This window comes from Mesorhizobium sp. M3A.F.Ca.ET.175.01.1.1, from assembly GCF_004791945.1.
In the GTDB taxonomy this organism is placed as follows: Bacteria; Pseudomonadota; Alphaproteobacteria; order Rhizobiales; family Rhizobiaceae; genus Mesorhizobium.
Map to the genome: position 1 here is coordinate 28,185 of NZ_SRTP01000016.1, position 15,786 is coordinate 43,970.

Annotated in this window: 17 protein-coding genes; 9 read left to right on the plus strand and 8 right to left on the minus strand. The window is 65.9% G+C overall.

Features of this window, described 5'->3' with window-relative positions:
• Positions 1–34: 34 nt before the first annotated feature.
• The 3 genes from EN818_RS26560 to EN818_RS26570 are packed head-to-tail and all read right to left on the minus strand — an operon-like array spanning position 35 to position 3,761.
• Positions 35–2,323 (minus strand): xanthine dehydrogenase family protein molybdopterin-binding subunit, encoded by a 2,289-nt coding sequence (locus EN818_RS26560; RefSeq protein WP_095807687.1) that lies wholly within the window; start codon positions 2,321–2,323, stop codon positions 35–37.
• Positions 2,320–3,303, minus strand: a complete 984-nt coding sequence (locus EN818_RS26565; protein WP_095807686.1) for a xanthine dehydrogenase family protein subunit M — start codon at positions 3,301–3,303, stop codon at positions 2,320–2,322. The genes EN818_RS26560 and EN818_RS26565 overlap by 4 nt, the downstream gene beginning before the upstream one ends.
• The gene (locus EN818_RS26570) at positions 3,300–3,761 is read right to left on the minus strand and encodes a (2Fe-2S)-binding protein (RefSeq protein WP_348627020.1); all 462 of its coding nucleotides are present in this window, start codon (positions 3,759–3,761) and stop codon (positions 3,300–3,302) included. Before EN818_RS26570 ends, EN818_RS26565 begins: the two co-directional genes overlap by 4 nt.
• 609 nt (positions 3,762–4,370) lie before the next feature.
• On the opposite strand from EN818_RS26570, the gene EN818_RS26575 reads away from it, so the two are divergent.
• The 3 genes from EN818_RS26575 (at position 4,371) to EN818_RS26590 (ending at position 6,269) form a co-directional block, all read left to right on the plus strand.
• Positions 4,371–4,985, plus strand: coding sequence for a TetR/AcrR family transcriptional regulator (locus tag EN818_RS26575; protein WP_095807736.1), 615 nt, complete (start codon positions 4,371–4,373; stop codon positions 4,983–4,985).
• 120 nt (positions 4,986–5,105) lie between these two features.
• On the plus strand, positions 5,106–5,336 hold the full coding sequence (locus tag EN818_RS26580) for a hypothetical protein (RefSeq protein WP_095807735.1): 231 nt from the start codon (positions 5,106–5,108) through the stop codon (positions 5,334–5,336).
• A 708-nt stretch (positions 5,337–6,044) separates the two neighbouring features.
• Positions 6,045–6,269, plus strand: a complete 225-nt coding sequence (locus tag EN818_RS26590; protein ID WP_095807683.1) for a hypothetical protein — start codon at positions 6,045–6,047, stop codon at positions 6,267–6,269.
• 529 nt (positions 6,270–6,798) lie between these two features.
• On the opposite strand, the gene EN818_RS26595 is transcribed toward EN818_RS26590, so the two are convergent.
• Positions 6,799–7,182 (minus strand): hypothetical protein, encoded by a 384-nt coding sequence (locus tag EN818_RS26595; RefSeq protein WP_245420428.1) that lies wholly within the window; start codon positions 7,180–7,182, stop codon positions 6,799–6,801.
• Between the two features lie 131 nt (positions 7,183–7,313).
• On the opposite strand from EN818_RS26595, the gene EN818_RS26600 reads away from it, so the two are divergent.
• Genes EN818_RS26600 through EN818_RS26610 form a run of 3 tightly spaced genes read left to right on the plus strand, consistent with a single transcriptional unit; the run spans position 7,314 to position 9,463 of the window.
• On the plus strand, positions 7,314–8,375 hold the full coding sequence (locus EN818_RS26600) for a glycosyltransferase family 2 protein (protein ID WP_095807682.1): 1,062 nt from the start codon (positions 7,314–7,316) through the stop codon (positions 8,373–8,375).
• Positions 8,350–9,042 (plus strand): class I SAM-dependent methyltransferase, encoded by a 693-nt coding sequence (locus tag EN818_RS26605; RefSeq protein ID WP_095807681.1) that lies wholly within the window; start codon positions 8,350–8,352, stop codon positions 9,040–9,042. The genes EN818_RS26600 and EN818_RS26605 overlap by 26 nt, the downstream gene beginning before the upstream one ends.
• Entirely contained in the window at positions 9,020–9,463 is a 444-nt protein-coding gene (locus tag EN818_RS26610) for a GtrA family protein (protein ID WP_095807680.1), read from the plus strand. The genes EN818_RS26605 and EN818_RS26610 overlap by 23 nt, the downstream gene beginning before the upstream one ends.
• Before the next feature lie 8 nt (positions 9,464–9,471).
• Here EN818_RS26610 and EN818_RS26615 read toward each other — a convergent pair whose 3' ends face one another.
• The 4 genes from EN818_RS26615 to EN818_RS26630 all read right to left on the minus strand — a co-directional run bounded on the left by EN818_RS26615 (position 9,472) and on the right by EN818_RS26630 (position 12,365).
• On the minus strand, positions 9,472–10,089 hold the full coding sequence (locus EN818_RS26615) for a hypothetical protein (RefSeq protein ID WP_245420427.1): 618 nt from the start codon (positions 10,087–10,089) through the stop codon (positions 9,472–9,474).
• Positions 10,082–11,245 (minus strand): hypothetical protein, encoded by a 1,164-nt coding sequence (locus EN818_RS26620; RefSeq protein ID WP_095807733.1) that lies wholly within the window; start codon positions 11,243–11,245, stop codon positions 10,082–10,084. Before EN818_RS26620 ends, EN818_RS26615 begins: the two co-directional genes overlap by 8 nt.
• Positions 11,246–11,423: 178 nt before the next feature.
• Positions 11,424–11,876 carry a hypothetical protein gene (locus tag EN818_RS26625; RefSeq protein WP_129552823.1) on the minus strand — a complete coding sequence of 151 codons (453 nt, stop codon included), beginning with the start codon at positions 11,874–11,876 and terminating at the stop codon, positions 11,424–11,426.
• A 117-nt stretch (positions 11,877–11,993) separates the two neighbouring features.
• Positions 11,994–12,365, minus strand: coding sequence for a DUF559 domain-containing protein (locus EN818_RS26630; protein WP_095807677.1), 372 nt, complete (start codon positions 12,363–12,365; stop codon positions 11,994–11,996).
• A gap of 283 nt (positions 12,366–12,648) precedes the next feature.
• Between EN818_RS26630 and EN818_RS26640 the strand changes: the two genes are divergently transcribed.
• From EN818_RS26640 to EN818_RS26650, 3 genes are all read left to right on the plus strand, one after another.
• On the plus strand, positions 12,649–13,653 hold the full coding sequence (locus tag EN818_RS26640) for a LacI family DNA-binding transcriptional regulator (protein WP_189523849.1): 1,005 nt from the start codon (positions 12,649–12,651) through the stop codon (positions 13,651–13,653).
• 230 nt (positions 13,654–13,883) lie between these two features.
• Positions 13,884–14,711 carry a 3-methyl-2-oxobutanoate hydroxymethyltransferase gene (locus EN818_RS26645; protein WP_095807676.1) on the plus strand — a complete coding sequence of 276 codons (828 nt, stop codon included), beginning with the start codon at positions 13,884–13,886 and terminating at the stop codon, positions 14,709–14,711.
• A gap of 8 nt (positions 14,712–14,719) precedes the next feature.
• Positions 14,720–15,730, plus strand: a complete 1,011-nt coding sequence (locus tag EN818_RS26650) for a sterol desaturase family protein (protein WP_095807675.1) — start codon at positions 14,720–14,722, stop codon at positions 15,728–15,730.
• The last annotated feature ends 56 nt before the right edge of the window (positions 15,731–15,786 follow it).

Below are 15,786 nucleotides of genomic sequence, written 5' to 3' on the forward strand. Positions count from 1 at the left end.
GCAAGGGGGGAGATCACGCGCTCCAAGGGCCGCCTCAAATCAACTTCTCCAGCGTGATGGGCAGATCCCGTACCCGCTTGCCCGTCGCGTGGAAAACCGCGTTGGCGATCGCCGGCGCGACGCCGACGATGCCGAGCTCGCCGGCGCCCTTGCCGCCGAGGGCGGAGGAATGCGGGTCGGGGATGCCGACCGAGATCGTCTGGATATCGGGGATGTCGGCATTGGTCGGCAGCATGTAGTCGGCGAGGTTGCCGTTGACGATGCGGCCGTGCCGGCGGTCGACGATGCCTTCTTCGAGCAGCGCCTGGCCGATGCCCATGATGATGCCGCCCTTCCACTGGCTTTCCGCCAGCTTCGGGTTGTAGAGCCTCCCCGAGTCCAGGGCCGACACCACGCGCGAGACGCGCACCGTGCCGAAGTCCCTGTCGACGCGCACTTCGACGAAATGCGCGCACCAGGAATGACGCGAATAGTCGCCCTCGGTGTGGGGCAGCGCCATGGCGATGGTGGTGTAGTTCTTGTAGCGCTCCTGCGGCGTCGCGTTGGCCGGCATCGTGTCGCCCTTGGCCTCGATCCTTTCGCGGCCAAGGGCGCTCATCAGCTCGGCGATCGTCAGCTCCGGCCCTTCGCCGCGCGGCGAGGCGATGCGGCCGTTCTTCACCTGAAGCGTGTTCGCCTGCAGCCCCTTGAAGGGCGAATGCGGATCGGAGAGCGCCAGCCCGATCAGCTCGTCCAGCGCCTGGCCCGCCGCCTTGTGGACGGCGCCGGTCATGACGCCGGCGAGCCGCGAGCCGCCGGTGACCCCGGCGCGGGCGAAGTGCGAGTCGCCGAGCTTCACCGAGACCTGCTCCACCGGCACGCCGAGCGTCTCGGCCGCGGTCTGCGCCAGGATCGTGTAGGTGCCCTGGCCCATGTCGATGGAGGAGCTTTCGACCTCGGCCGAACCGTCGGCGAGGATCTTCACCACCGCCTCGCCATGGGCGCGCCGCACCGGATAGGTGCCGGCCGCCAGCCCCCAGCCGATGAGCTGGTGGCCGTCGCGCATCGAGCGCGGCTGGGGCGAGCGCTTCGCCCAGCCGAAGGCTTCCGCGCCGGCCGCGAAAGCCTCGCGCAGCTGCCTGGTCGACCACGCCTTCTTCGCGTGCGGATCCTGCTCGGCATAGTTGATCAGCCGCATCTCCAGCGGATCGATGCCGAGCTCATAGGCGAGCTCGTCGATCGCGCATTCGATGCCGAAGGCGCTCGGGTTCTCGCCGGGCGCGCGCTTCGCTCCCGGCACCACCGTGTTCACCCGCACCACATTCTGCTTCGAGGAGAAGTTGGGCGTGGCGTACATGATCGAGGTGACGGAGCCGAGCGGCTCGACCCACATGCCGTCGACCGCCGTCTCGTTGACGCCGCGATGCACGATCGACTGGATGCGGCCGTTGGTGTCGGCGCCGATCGCCACCGTCTGGCGGGTCGCGGCGCGGCCGCCATAGGATGTAAAATTCTGCGGCCGGTTGAGCACCAGCTTCACCGGCCGGTTCAGCATCTTCGCCGCCGCCGCCGCCACCGCGCTGTGCGCGAGCGCCAGCGCTTTCGAGCCGAAGCCGCCGCCGATATAGGGCGAGACCAGCCGCACATTCTCGAACGGCACGGAAAACCATTCGGCATAGGTGCGCGCCATGCCGTCGAGCCACTGGCTCGGCTCCCAGATGGTCAGCTGGTCGCCTTCCCAGCGCGCGATCAGCCCGTGCGGCTCCATCGCCGCCTGGAATTCGCGCGGCGTGTTGTAGGCCGCGCAGACGCGCACCGTCGCGGCGGCGAAGGCTGCTTCGGCGTCGCCCCATTCCTTGGTCATGGCGTCGATCGGAATGCCGTCGGTGCCGTCGCTGAGGTCGACAATGGCCGGGATCTCGTCATAGCTGACCTTGACCAGTTCTGCCGCCGCCACCGCCTGCTCGAAGGTCTCGGCCACCACGGCCGCGACATGCTGGCCGGAAAAGGTGACCTCGCGGGCTAAAGGTGCGTAGGTCGGCTGCGACGGCGGATTGCCCAGCCAGTCCGAGGCGCCCTTCAGCTCCATGATGGTGTCGGGCGTCAGCACGGCGAGCATGCCGGGCGCCGTCTCGGCCGCGCGGGCGTCGATGGCTGTCACCTTGCCGGCGGCGATGGTGGCGCCGACCAGCACCGCATGCGCCAGCCCTTCGAGCTGCTGCTCGACGGCGTAATGCGCCGCACCGGTGATTTTGGCCGGGCCGTCGACGCGCGACAGCCGTCCGCCGACCGCTTCGAGGCGCGCGCTGTCCGAGGCGGCGTGTTTCATCTCATGAACGGTCATGCCGTCTCTCCCAGTTTGAGGATGGCGCGCGCGATGACGCGCGGCGCCAGCGCGATTTTGTAATGGTTGGCGCCATGGTCGACGGCGCCCTCCATGGCGAGTTCGCTCGCCTTGCGCACGGTGTCTTCATCGAGTGGCTTGCCCGTCAGTGCTTCCTCGAGCGCGCGCGCCCGCCACGGTTTCGTCGCGACGCCGCCGAGCGCGACGCGGATGTCGCGGATGGTGCGGCCGTCGGCTTCGAGCTCCAGCCCGACCGCCGCGCTGGCCGCTGCGAATTCATAGGACTGGCGGTCGCGCACCTTAAGATAGGTCGAGCGCCGGGCCGCGGCCGAGCCCTGGATCTCGATGGCCGTGATCACCTCGCCGGGGCGGATGTCGTGCTCGCGCTCGGCGGTGGCGCCCGGCGCCAGGAAGAAGTCCTCGACCTTGAGCTTGCGCTCGCCGAGATCGACCTCGGCGTCGAAGGCGACCAGTGCGATTGCCAGGTCGCCCGGATAGGTGGCGATGCAGGCCTCGCTCACGCCGAGCACCGCATGGCCGCGCGTCACGCCGCCGATCGCCGAGCAGCCGCTGCCCGGAGCGCGCTTGTTGCAGGCCGCGAAGTTTTGCGGATCGCGGAAATACGGACAGCGCGTGCGCTGCATCAGATTGCCGCCGATGGTGGCCATGTTGCGCAGCTGCGCCGAGGCCGCCTGCCAGAGCGCCTCCGAGACGGCCGGGAAATGGCTCTTCACCCCGGCATGGTCGGCGACATGGCTCATTCTGGCCAGCGCGCCGATGATCGCACGATCGGCGCTGACGTCGATGGCGTCGAGTCCCTCGATATGGCTGATGTCGACAACGGTCGCCGGTTCGACCACACCGCATTTGGCGAGATCGACCAGCGTTGTGCCGCCGGCAAGCAGCATGGCGCCGGGAAGCGCCGCCGCGTTGCGCGCGGCCTCGACACTGTCGGCGCGGAGGTAGGAAAAATCTCTCATGAGCGGAGCTCCTGTGCGGCCTGGCGGACGGCGGCGACGATGTGCGGATAGGCGCCGCAGCGGCATAGGTTTCCGGCCATGTATTCGCGGATCTCCTCATCGGAGCCGGCATGGCCTTCGCGGATGCAGGCCACCGCCGACATGATCTGGCCCGGCGTGCAATAGCCGCACTGGAAGGCGTCCTGCTCGAGGAAGGCGGCCTGCACGGCATTGAGCGTGCCGTCTTCGCCGGCCAGTCCCTCGATGGTTGTGATCGCGCGGCCTTCGACCTGTGCGGCCAGCGTCAGGCAGGCGAGCACCCTTTGGCCGTCGACATGCACCGTGCAGGCGCCGCACTGCCCTTGGTCGCAGCCCTTCTTGGTGCCGGTCAGATGAAGCCGCTCGCGCAGCGCGTCGAGCAGCGTAACGCGCGGCTCGATGTCGAGCGCATGGTCGCGGCCGTTGATGGCGAGATGGATGGAAAGCGTGGTCGGACTGGGCTGGGTTGAGCCGTCGGCGGCTTGGCCGTTCCTGAAATGGCCGTCTTCAGGAGGATCGATGATGATTTGGCCAGTATGGATTTGACTTGTCATGGGGCGTCGGGCTCCGATTGCTGGACGCTAGGGGGAGGGAAATGGGGCTGGGCAGGTGAGGGGCAAGGCGTCGAAGCTGCTAATCTCCCCTCTCGAGGGGGAGATGCCCGGCAGGGCAGAGGGGGCGCTGTCCCGTCCCCTTCCTTCGTCATCCTCGGGCTTGACCCGAGGATCCATTCCGTGACGCTTGTCGAGGAACGCGGCGGGCCAGAATTCTGCACGCTGCGGCGCCCGAAGGTAACAGCATGGATCCTAGGGTTTGCGCCGCGTCGCTGCGCTCCTTGCTTCGCCCTAGGATGACCAATTAGGGACGTCGCGGAATGCCCCCCGCACTTCCATCGTTCAGCGAAAGCTCTCCGTCGTTCACCACGTGACATATCGCTTCCCCTGATTATATGATAAGAGCACTCCACTAAAGCGGAGGCGCCTCCGTTTATTTACGTGGGGGCTGGACCGCATTGGTTCAACCCCCGAAATGCCAGCGTGGAGAAAAAACTGTCCGACCAGCCGCCAGCCCCCGCCGAAGAGAGGCCCGACGCGTCAGCGCCAAAGCCGCTGCGCGCCGATGCGCGGCGCAACCGCGACACGCTCGTCGAGGTGGCGGCGCAGGCTTTCGCGGAACACGGCGTCGACGCCTCGCTGCAGGAGATCGCGAAGCGGGCAGGGGTCGGCATCGGCACGCTGTACCGGCATTTCCCGACGCGCGAGCATCTGGTCGAGGTGGTCTACCGCCGCGAGGTGGAAGGGCTCTGCCAGGCGGCGGACGAACTCGCCCGCTCGCATCCGGCCGATATCGCGCTGGAGCTCTGGATGCAGCGCTTCGTCGACTACATCGCCACCAAGCGCGGGCTGGCCACCAGCCTTCGCCTCCTGCTGACCACCAACGCGACGCTGTTCTCCGACACCTCCGGCCGCGTCTCCGGCGCACTGAAGGGCCTGATCGAACGAGCCGCCGCCGCCGGCAGGATCCGCGCCGACATCGATGCCTCCGATGTGCTCCATGCGTTGGGCGGCATCTACTCGGCCCCCAACACCTCCGACTGGCGCGAGCGGTCGGGGCGCCTGGTGAGGCTCTTGATGGATGGCTTGCGCTTCGGAGCGGGGGGATAGCGCGCCGCTGATCGCGCCTTGAGGGACTCTCGAAGTTGTGAACCCACAGGACGATGTGAGCCCACGCACAACAGGCATCCCCGCTTGCGCCCCCGGCTCAATTGCGCAATGCTTCCGGGCATGGCCGGCCAGTATCTGGACCACAAATTGGAATGCCCCTTTTGCGGCACCGTCCGTCTGCAGATCCCGGCCGATGCTGAACCCACCACTCCGATCCATTGTGCCGATTGCGGCAAGTATCTCGGCACCTGGGACGAGCTGCAGACTGACTTTGAGCTGCAAGGCGGGACGGACGGCGTGTTCCGTTTGGACAGAGGACGGATCGAGAAGCTGGCCTCGAACGGCAAGTAGGATCGCGCGGCCGGCTTCCACTGCCCCGTTGGATATCCAATAAGGGCCTGTTGCGGGATCGCGTGGGCCTGGTCGCATGCTGGGGCGTGTGGCGGCTGTATCATTTTAGTACAATCCACAATTTGTAGACTCTTGCTGCAGATCGGCAGCTAGTGACTCCGTCGAGCCTCAAGGGAGGGAAAGGCCCGCGGACACCCGGGAGGAAACGATGGCTGTCCAAAAGGAAGACTACCGAACGAACAGAGCCGACTACGTGATCGCTGCGATGGGAGGCCGATTGGCCGCTGATGCCGATCGCAGCGAGGCACTGGCAAGGAGAAAGAAATCTCTGTCGCTGCGAGATTGGCGGACGGCCAGATTGGCCGCAAATCCGTGTGAAAGCTTGCCGGCCCCGAAAATCAGACCGCGCGGCTAGTTGGCGCTTGGGTGCCAGCCGTCCTTTGCACGATTGGCCCCCGCAGCATGAGACGCTCATGACCGGCTTGGAGCGTGCCCAGAAGTGTACAGCGGTTCTGGGGCAACGACATGCTTAAAACAAAGACTTGAAGCGCATCGCCTGAATCCGTTTCAGCGCGACGCGCTTTAAGCCGGGCGCTGCACATCCCGCACGCGAGTGCGGCGCCTGCTGCATTTGAACAGGCCCCGTGGAGTTCCTGGGCGAGAGACGGTGCAGCCCCGGTGCAGCCCGGGGGGAACGGCTCTCTGGCAATGACGTTGTCGTCGATGGCACTGGCGGATGAAATTCGCATGGTGGAACGACACGTCGAACTGGGCGAGCGGCACATAAGCCGTCAGCTCGGCCTCATCAGGCATCTTGATCACGAGGGTTTGCCGGTGACCCAGGCAATGGAGTTTCTCCATCTGCTCGAGGATATGCAGGCGCTTCATCGCTTGCACCTGTCGCGGTTGCTCAGGAAGGCCGGGGGGCAGTAACCGATCAATCACAGCCGAAGCCGAGAGCCGCGCCCGACGGGGCGGCATTTGGGCGACCTTCCGGCGACCAATATGTGGGGTCGCCGAGCACCGCCCGGATATGCTCCCCCATGTCCGTCGCCAAGATCAGAGCGCTGTTGGGGCTCCAGACCCAAGCGCTCTCCGGCTTCGCAAAGGCGGTGCGCCGGTTCCTTTATCCGGCTCGTTGGTGAGCCTTCGGCGCATGGCCGGGCCCGGCAGCCCGACTTGCCCTGAGCCCGCAACGCCGGCGCGATCAGCCTCGACAGCTAGCAAATGTTATATCCATCCTCAGAGGTTCATGGCATAATTCGTTGTAGGGCCTGCTTTTTCTTGATTTCAAGGCCCCTTTTCCTGGGTGACCGACGGCTGCTCCCCCCACCCCAACCCCGCGCTGATCGGTCGCCCTATTCTTTCTGGGCCGGACTGCAGAATCCCTTAGCCCTCCTGAGTGGATCGCGACGCAGGAGCGCGTGCGTCGCTGCGACTCACGTCAAGCTTGTCCTGCAAGTCAGGTGATGTCGGGCTCGAGCAGGGCTGAACCAAATTGCGACCACAGCTGCTCACAATCTCCGACCCGAAGGCTCGGCGTTCCCAGTTCGCCGTAGCGGACCATCGCAGCGCGAACGTCGTATCCAAGCACCGAGGCGTTGGCTACGAACTGAATGGCTTGTCCTAAGCTGATGGTGCCGATCTGGGCTTCGGCGTTGTTGGTGAGGTCGATCACTCCAAGAATTTCCGCGTCGACGTTTCTGGCGGCGAGAACAGCAACCGAAGGAGCACTACCCAGGGCAAACAGCATTTCATTAGTCTCTGCTAATGTATAAACCGCGAAGCCGTGCAGTTGTTCCGCAGACGAGTCATCCGGCGGTTGCCGCATGACTTGCACGGTCAAAGCAGCTGCGACGTTCTTGGCGGCGGGGTCTCGATGCGGCTTGGCCGCCCCGGCAACTCCGAGCGCGCGCCCTAATACACAAATTAGTGTTTGTTCATGGAACCTTGTGGCGGGTGTTCCATTGCAACCGAATGCAAGAAGCTGTCCAGCGCATCCGGACGCGGGCACCGTCCCCACGCTACTCATTGGTGCTGCCGATATACAATGAGGAAGAGGTGTTGCCCCGGCTGGTCGAGCGCATCGGCGCGCTGGTCGCGCGGCTGGACGGAGAGACCGAGGTCATCTTTGTCGACGACGGCAGCAGCGATCGAAGCGTGCCCTACCTGCGCCGCATGGTCGCCGCCGAACCAAGCTTCCGCCTGATCGAGCTTTCCCGCAACTTCGGCCATCAGATCGCCATCACCGCCGGCATGGAAGCCGCCGCCGGCCAGGCCGTCATCGTCATGGATGCCGACCTGCAGGATCCGCCCGAGGTGGTTCTGGATCTCGTGGCGAAGTGGAAGGAAGGTTTCGAGATCGTCTACGCCAGGCGCGTCAGGCGCGAGGGCGAGACCTGGTTCAAGCGCTTCACCGCCAGCCTCTTCTACCGTGTGCTGGAGCGCATGACGCCTGTCGACATCCCGCGCGATGTCGGCGACTTCCGCCTCGTCGGCCGCAAGGCGCTGGACACCTTCAAGCGCATGCCCGAGCACGACCGCTTCGTCAGGGGCATGTTCGGCTGGATGGGTTTCAAGCAGGCGGCGGTGCCGTTCGAGCGCCCGGCGCGCACGCTCGGCGAAACCAAATACCCGTTGTGGAAGATGATGCGGCTTGCGATGCACGGCATCATCAGCTTTTCGGAGCGGCCTCTGCAGCTGGCGCTGTTCACCGGATTGGCGATTTCCGCTCTCGCCCTGGTGTTCGGCGCCTATGCCATCCTGGCCTGGATCCTCGAAGCCGGCGTGATTGCCGGCTGGACCTCGACGGTGGTGATCGTGTCGCTGCTGATCGGCATCAATCTCTTCATGACCGGCGTGATCGGGCTTTATGTCGGCAGCATCCACGCGGAGGTGAAACGGCGCCCGCTCTATGTCGTCGAAAGGCTGAGCGGTTTCGACCGTCCAATGCGCATCGCCCCCCGCGACAAGCGCGCATCGTTTCGCAAGTCCGGCAACGGGGTGACGACGGATGTCCGAGCTCTTCGACAGCTATAGGTCCAGCTACGGCGAGGCGGTCGAGGGCTCGATCCGCTTCTCCGGGCTTCAGCATGATTTCTTCCTGCGTGCCAAGGCCGAGCTTCTGCGGCGCCTGATCGTCGAGCAGGATCTTCGGCGCGGCGGGGCAGGCGTGCGCGCGCTCGATGTCGGCTGCGGCGTGGGCTCGCTTCACCCGCATCTCGCCGGTGTCTTCGATCGCCTCGACGGCTGCGACGTGTCGCAGGAGTCGCTCGCGCGCGCCAAGAGGGAGAACCCGCATGTCGCCTACAGCACGTGCGCCACCGCGCGCCTGCCTTACGCGGACGGCACGTTCAACCTGGCCTTCGCCAGTTGCGTCGTTCACCACGTGCCGCCTGCGTCGTGGCTGGAATTCCTGCGCGAGATGCGGCGCGTCGTGCGGCGGGGCGGCCTTGCCTGCATCATCGAGCACAATCCCTACAACCCGCTGACGCGCATGGCGGTGCTGAGGTGCCCGTTCGACAAGGACGCCGTCCTGCTCAGCGCCCGCAAGGCGTCATCGCTGCTTGCTGAGGCGGGCTTCCGCGACGTGCGTGCCGAGCATTTCCTGCTCCTGCCGTCGACGAGGCCGCTGGCCGGCAAGCTGGAGCGCGCGCTCGCCGCCCTGCCGCTCGGAGCGCAATATGCCTGTGTCGGACGTGCCTGAGCATCGTCTTGCCGGCGGCCTGAAGCTCCTGGCGCGCTTCGCTTCGGTCGGGCTTGTCGCCACGATCCTCTATGCCGTCCTGACCGCAGTCTTTGCCGGATCGGAATGGCTCGGCCTAGCGCCGGTCGAGGCCTCGCTCTGGGCTTACGCGGCCGCCGCCCTGTTTTCCTATCTGGCGCACAGATCCTTCACCTTCATGTCGGCGGGGCCGCACCGTTCGCAGGTGCCGCGTTTCGTGCTGCTGACGCTTGCCGGCCTCGCCCTGGCTTATGCGGCGCCGTGGCTGCTGACGGTGACGCTCGGCCTGCCCCTCGCCGTTCCGGTTCTCCTTACCTGCCTGGCCATCCCGGCGCTCAACCTTCTGGTGCTCGACCGTTGGGTGTTTGCCGAGCGGCGCCGCCGCGATGACGGGCCGGCCTGAGCGAGGCTTCAAAGCGCATCCAGCCGGAACGATTGCAGCTTGATGGCGCGGTTGTAGATGTTGCTCGCATCGGCGCTTTGCGGGACGCCGTCGGGGTAGTCGAAGGCCATGTCCAGCGTCGCCTTGCCGGCCAGCACGGCATGCGGGATGACGAAGGTCACCGTCATGGGCGCGGTGCCCGACACGGTCGCTCGGTGCACCTCGACGCCGTTCGCCGAAATGACGACCCGTTGCGAGCTGCGCCACGGACGGATGACGGCGGCGAGCTCCAGCGTCGCCCGCAGCCCGTCGCGCGGCGGCGGCAGGGCGAGTCTGAGGCGCGAGGTCTCGCCCAGCGAATGGGTGCCGTCGGCCACCGGCCCCGACCAGCCGCAGACCCTCATGCCGGCTGTTTCCGTGGCCCCGTCGGAGCGGAACGACACGGTCCGGTCCGGCGTGTAGCGCGCGATGGCGTCGCGGTTGAGGCAGGTGGTGGTCTTGTCGACGTAATAGGCGCGGTAGTCGTCGTTGACATTCGGGGTGAGGGCAAGCGCGAGGATGGCGATTTCGGCCGCCGCAAGCGCGCCCGCCAGCGCATAGCCGCCGGCCAGGATTGCCGGCCTGGCCGAGTTCGTCAGCTCAGACAAGCGCAAGATAGCCTCCAAGCCAGGCCACGGTCATGAAGTAGCAGGTGACGAGGAAGACAATCAGCGCCGCGACCAATGTCGCCTTCCAAGCCGACAGCAGCACCGCCGTCATCATCGTCAGTGGCGCCAGGCCGACGACATAGCGCACCATCGAAGCCAGGTTCGAGGTCAAAGGCAGGATCAGGGCCATGGCGCAGAACAGGGCCGCGCCAAACTGCCTGCGCGCCGCCAGCACGGCCGACAGCGCCAGCCCCAGGATTGCCGTCGACGCGCTCCATTGCGGCGCGGTCGGCAGCCAGCCCGGCTTGGGGTGATAGGCCAGGCCGTCCCAGAGGAACAGCAGCGGATTGCCCGCCACGCGCCCGAATGCGCGCTGGACATGGACGAAGGCAAAGCCGTCCCCGACGGTGAGGTAAAGGTAGAGCATGTAGGCGAACAGCCCGGCGGGCGAGATCAGTATGGCGATGATGAGATCCGGCCGGCCGAGCAGCCAGCGTGGAAAGCTCATAGTCGACCCGCCCCTGGCGCGATGCTCCTCGAACATGCGGATGACGATCGCGAACACGGCCAGCACGCCGACGACCCGCGTTGCCGAGAGCAAGGCGCAAGCCAGCCCCGCCGCGAGATAGTTCGCGCGTTTGAGCGCCAGGAAAAGGCATGACGTCAAAAGCACGAAGAGCGGCTCGGTGAGGAAGGTGGCGAAATAGAAGGAGAACGGGCCGCTGAGCAGGAAGGCGCAATAGAGCACATAGGCCCGCATGTTCCTGTCCACGAGCGGCCAGGCCACCAGGCACGAGAGATAGCCGCATGCCAGCGATGCCGCCGTCGCGATCGCGATGGTGGAGAAGGGAAGAACCGAGCGGACCGCCGCCACCAGCATTGGATAGAGCGGAAAGAATCCCCAGCGTCCGACATTGCTGCGGCCCGGAATGGGAAAGCGCTCATAGCCCTGCTCGGAAATGTCCACATACCAGCTGCAATCCCACTTGCAGAAGGCGCGGACATAGGCCGTCAGGCTCGGATCCGGCGACACCGACGCGAATGCCGAATAGCGGATGGCAAGACCGCTCAACAAAAACAGCAGCGGCACCGCCGCTACCACAATCACCGTGAGGCGAATGCCGCTCTTCGCACCCGCCACATTTTCAACTGCCAAATCCGCCTCCACCCGTCCGGATGGCATCGCCAACGGCCTCCGCATCAGGCCGGCGGCCCGGCGCACTGGCCGGGTCGGTCCGACACCGCAAAGGTAAGTAGCAGTGGGAAGTTTGGTTCCGTGGCCTATGCTGGCGATTGGACGTCGCACCGGCCGTCGCCAAATTCCGCAGGGCAGGTCAGGAACCCGCCGGCGCTCCGCTGACCGAAAAGAACTGCAGCGCGCCCGGCAGGCCGCTGGCCTTCATCTCGCCTTGCTCTTCAAAGCAAAAGCCGGAACCGACGATCAGGTCGCGCACGGTCCGCGATGCGATGATCTCACCTGGGCGGGCATGATCCAGAAGCCGCGACGTGACCTCGATGGCAATGCCGGAGAAATCCTCGCCGCGCGCTTCGCACTCGCCGACGTGGATTGCCGCGCGAACGCCGTTGGCTGATGGCTTCAGCCGCTCGCCGATCGCCATCGCGCACTGGATCGATCGCGTCGGCCGCTGGAACACGGCAAGCACCCTGCCGCGCAACCGCCTGATCTCGGTGCCACCGGCAAGCAGCAGTTCGTCGCGCACAATGTCCGCGTGCGGCTCGGCCGGATTCTCGCCGTATGCCGCGTCATCGATGGCGAGCACCGACACCAGCACCCGCTCGCTCGGGGACCGCGTTGCCGATTAGCGAAAGCCGCCGCATTGCCGATCTCCCCCCTCGTGGGGGAGACGTCCGGCAGGACAGAGGGGCGCTGTCCCGCCGGCGTCTCAAGGCGGCCCAGCCACTCCTGCCGCAATAACAATGTGCTGGCAGACATTGTCGATGTCGCGGAGGACATCGTCGTTCCAGAAGCGCAGGACGATCCAGCCATCCCGTTCCAAGCGATCGGTTCTGACCTCGTCAGCAACCGCACGCCCAGCATCGCCATGCTGCGATCCATCCACCTCCACGATCAGCCTCTTCTGCGGGCAGGCGAAGTCGACAATGTAGCCTGCGACCGGAAACTGCCTGCGGAAGCCCAGCCCCATCAGCCGATGCGCGCGAAGTTCGTTCCAGAGCTTCAGCTCCGCGTCGGTCATGACCTTGCGCATCGATCTCGCATTGTCGCGGTGTCTGGGTGGCAAGGGTGAATGCGGCATGCTCGAGCGGTGGGACTGATGTTTGTTTCGCCAATGCTTCTACTCTACGGCGCCCCCCTCTGTCCTGCCGGACATCTCCCCCACTTGGGGGGAGATCGGATGTCGCGCCGGCTTTCGTCAACCGCCAACGTGGCAGGAATGGCACCTCCGGCGACGCTGCCAATCTCCCCCCTTGTGGGGGAGATGTCCGGCAGGACAGAGGGGGGCGCGAAGGAACACCAACCTTGGAAATCGAATTGCCCCTGGCTACTTTGTCGTCCCAATCACAAGCGGAGCCCCACCCATTCCAAAGCCCACCTTCCTCGAAATCGCCCGCCGGGCCGGCGTCGGCACGGCGACGGTGGAGCGCGTGCTGAACGGCAGGGGCGGGGTGCGGCCCGGGACCGTCGAGAAGGTCGTCGCGGCGGCGCGCTCGCTCGACTATCCGCGCCGGCTGCCGGAGGCGCATCGCGGCGTCATCCGCATCGAGGTGATCCTGGTCAGGCCCGACGCCACCTTCTTTGCGCGGCTGTCGCGCGCGTTCGAGCGCATTGCCGCCACGCTCGACCGGACGATCGCGGTGCACCGTACCTTTCTCGACGAGGCCAATCCGGCGGCGATCGCGAAACGCATCCTTGAACCCGAGATGCGGCGCGCTGCCCTTATCCTCGCTGTGCCCGATCATCCGCTTGTCAGCACCGCCTTGCGGAAACTCGAGGCGGAAAACGTGCCGACGGTGCAGATCGTCACCCAGATCTCCGGCACCAGAAGCACCTATGTCGGCATCGACAACTATGCCGCCGGCCGCATGGCAGGGCTGTTGATGGCGCGCATGCAGCGCCGCCCGGGCAAGGTGGTCGCGATCTGCCACAGCCAGATCTACCGCGTCCACCGCGACCGCGTGCGCGGCTTCTTCGATTATCTGATCGATGAAGGCCAAGGCTTCGAGCCCATGGCCGCCCTGTTCGGTTTCGACGACGGCGACCGCAACGCCGAGCAGCTCCACGAGGCGCTGAAGCGCTGGCCGGACCTTGCCGGCCTCTACAACGCCGGCGGCGCCAATACCGCGCTGAAGGAGGTGCTGCGCCGCCACCCGTGCGGCCGCGAGATATTCTTCGTCGGCCACGAACTCACCGAGCGCAGCGCCCGCGGCCTGAGCGAAGGCACGATGGATGTCGTGCTCGACCAGGCGCCGGAGGCGCAGGCGCGCCGCGCCATCGACCTGGTGCTCGCCGCGCTCAACCTGCACGACCTGCCGGTCGACAACCCGCCGATCCGCTTCGTTACCTTCACCGCCGAGAACCTTTGATCTGATTTGATCAAGGTAGCGCGAGCCATCGCACCAATAGCGGTGCTAACTCGTCCGCGGACGGGAGACGATCGGGCTCTCCCCCTCATCCGGCCGCAGCGCGGCCACTTCTCCCCGAGGGGAGAAGAGGGCCGGCACCGACGCTGTGGCTCCTCTCCCCACCGGGGAGAGGGTGAGGGGGGAGCTTTTCCAGCCTGCGATCGTCCCGCCCGCCGAACGGAGGATCACCAGTGGCAAGACGGCTCACGGCCTACGATCTGCAGAGCGCCAAGGGCAGCAGGAAATGGCTGCAGCTGCATGTCGACACGCCGGCCGAGGCGGCCGCCGCGGTCGCCTGCGACATCGTCATCCTCTCCTGCGAGCCCGACCACAATCTGGAAGCCATTCGCCAGGCGGCGCCCCACGCGTTCCTCTCCGTCGGCATGCCGCATGGCGCGGTCGCTTCGCCCGATGAGGCGGTGCGGCTGGGCTTCGCCATGATGAAGCGCGGCGCCGATGCGGTCTATTGCTCGCATTCGCCGCGCTTCATCGAGGCCATGGCGGCAGAAGGCATTCCGGTCACCGGCCATGTCGGCCTGGTGCCGAATCGCGCCACCTGGACGAACTTCCGCGCCGTCGGCCGCACGGCCGAGGAAGCCTTCAGGGTGCTGCGCGCGGCCAAGGATCTGGAGAATGCCGGCGCCGCCTGCATCGAGGTCGAGGTGGTGCCGGTGCGCGTCGCCGAACACATCACCCGCTCGACGCCGCTGATCACCATGGGCATGGGCTGCGGCACCGCCTGCGACACGCAGTATCTGTTCTCCTGCGACGTGCTCGGCACCCATGCCGGCCACTATCCGCGCCACGCCAAGCGCTATGCCGACTTCGTGACGCTGGAGGCCGAGCTGCAGGAAAAGCGCATCGCCGCCTTCCGCGCCTTCGGGCGCGACGTCGCCGAGGGCAGTTACCCGGAAGCGGAGCACCAGGTGGACATGGACGTTGCCGCCTATGACCGCTTCCTCACCCTGTCTCAATCCCTCACCCTGTCTCAATCCCTCACCCTGTCCAAGCCCTTGTGAGACCAGCCATGGACGACCTGCAATTCGGCACGCGCAACAAACGGGGCGACTGGGCTCCCAACGAACCGGCCGGCACCGCGCCGCTTTTCGTCTTTCCGCCGCGCCCGCTGGCGGTGCTGAAGTGGCTGCCGCATTACTTCCTGCCCTACAACCTGCTCTTCGCCGTCACGGCCGTTGTCTGGTGGCGCTACGTGCTGCCGGACGTCGAGGTGATGAAGACGCTCTCCGTCGGCTGGATCCTGCGCCTGTTCCTCGTCAACTGCGCGGCGCTGCTCGTCTTCTTCGGCGTCTTCGAGCTTCGACTCTACATTTTCAGAGCGCAGGGCAACCGCTTCAAATACAACGGCAAATGGCCCTCGGAGCAGAAGAGCAAGGCCTTCTTCTTCGAGAACCAGAACATCGACAACATGCTGCGCACCTTCGGCACCGGCATGCCGATCTGGACGGCGATCGAGGTGACGATCCTCTACGTCTACGCCAATGGCTACGTGCCGTGGCTGACCGTCGCCGAGCATCCGGTCTATCTGTTTTGCCTGGCCCTGGTGGTGCCGATCATCCATGAGACGCATTTCTTCATGCTGCACCGGGCGATCCATTGGGGGCCGCTCTACAGATGGGTGCATTCGGTGCACCACAATTCGGTCAACCCGTCGCCCTGGTCGTCGCTGTCGATGCATCCGGTGGAGCAGCTCGGCTATCTCGGCGTCGCCTTCTGGCACCTGGTCATTCCGTCGAACCCGCTGCTGGCGCTCTACCAGCTCCACTATGCCGGCTTCGGCGCCATTCCCGGCCATGTCGGCTTCGACAAGGTGGAACTGACCGAGGACAGGACCGTCGATAGCCACGCCTACATCCACTACCTGCATCACAAATATTTCGAGGTGAACTACGGCGACGGCCTGATCCCCTTCGACCGCTGGCTCGGCACCTTCCACGACGGCAGCAAGGAAGGCGAGGCGCGCATGCAGGCCCGCTACGAGAAGAAGAAGGCGCGCGCCAACGCCGCCGCTACCAAGTGACGCCCTCAAGACAGCCAGGTTGGCGGCGTTAGCCGCTCAGTGAACCGCATTTGCCG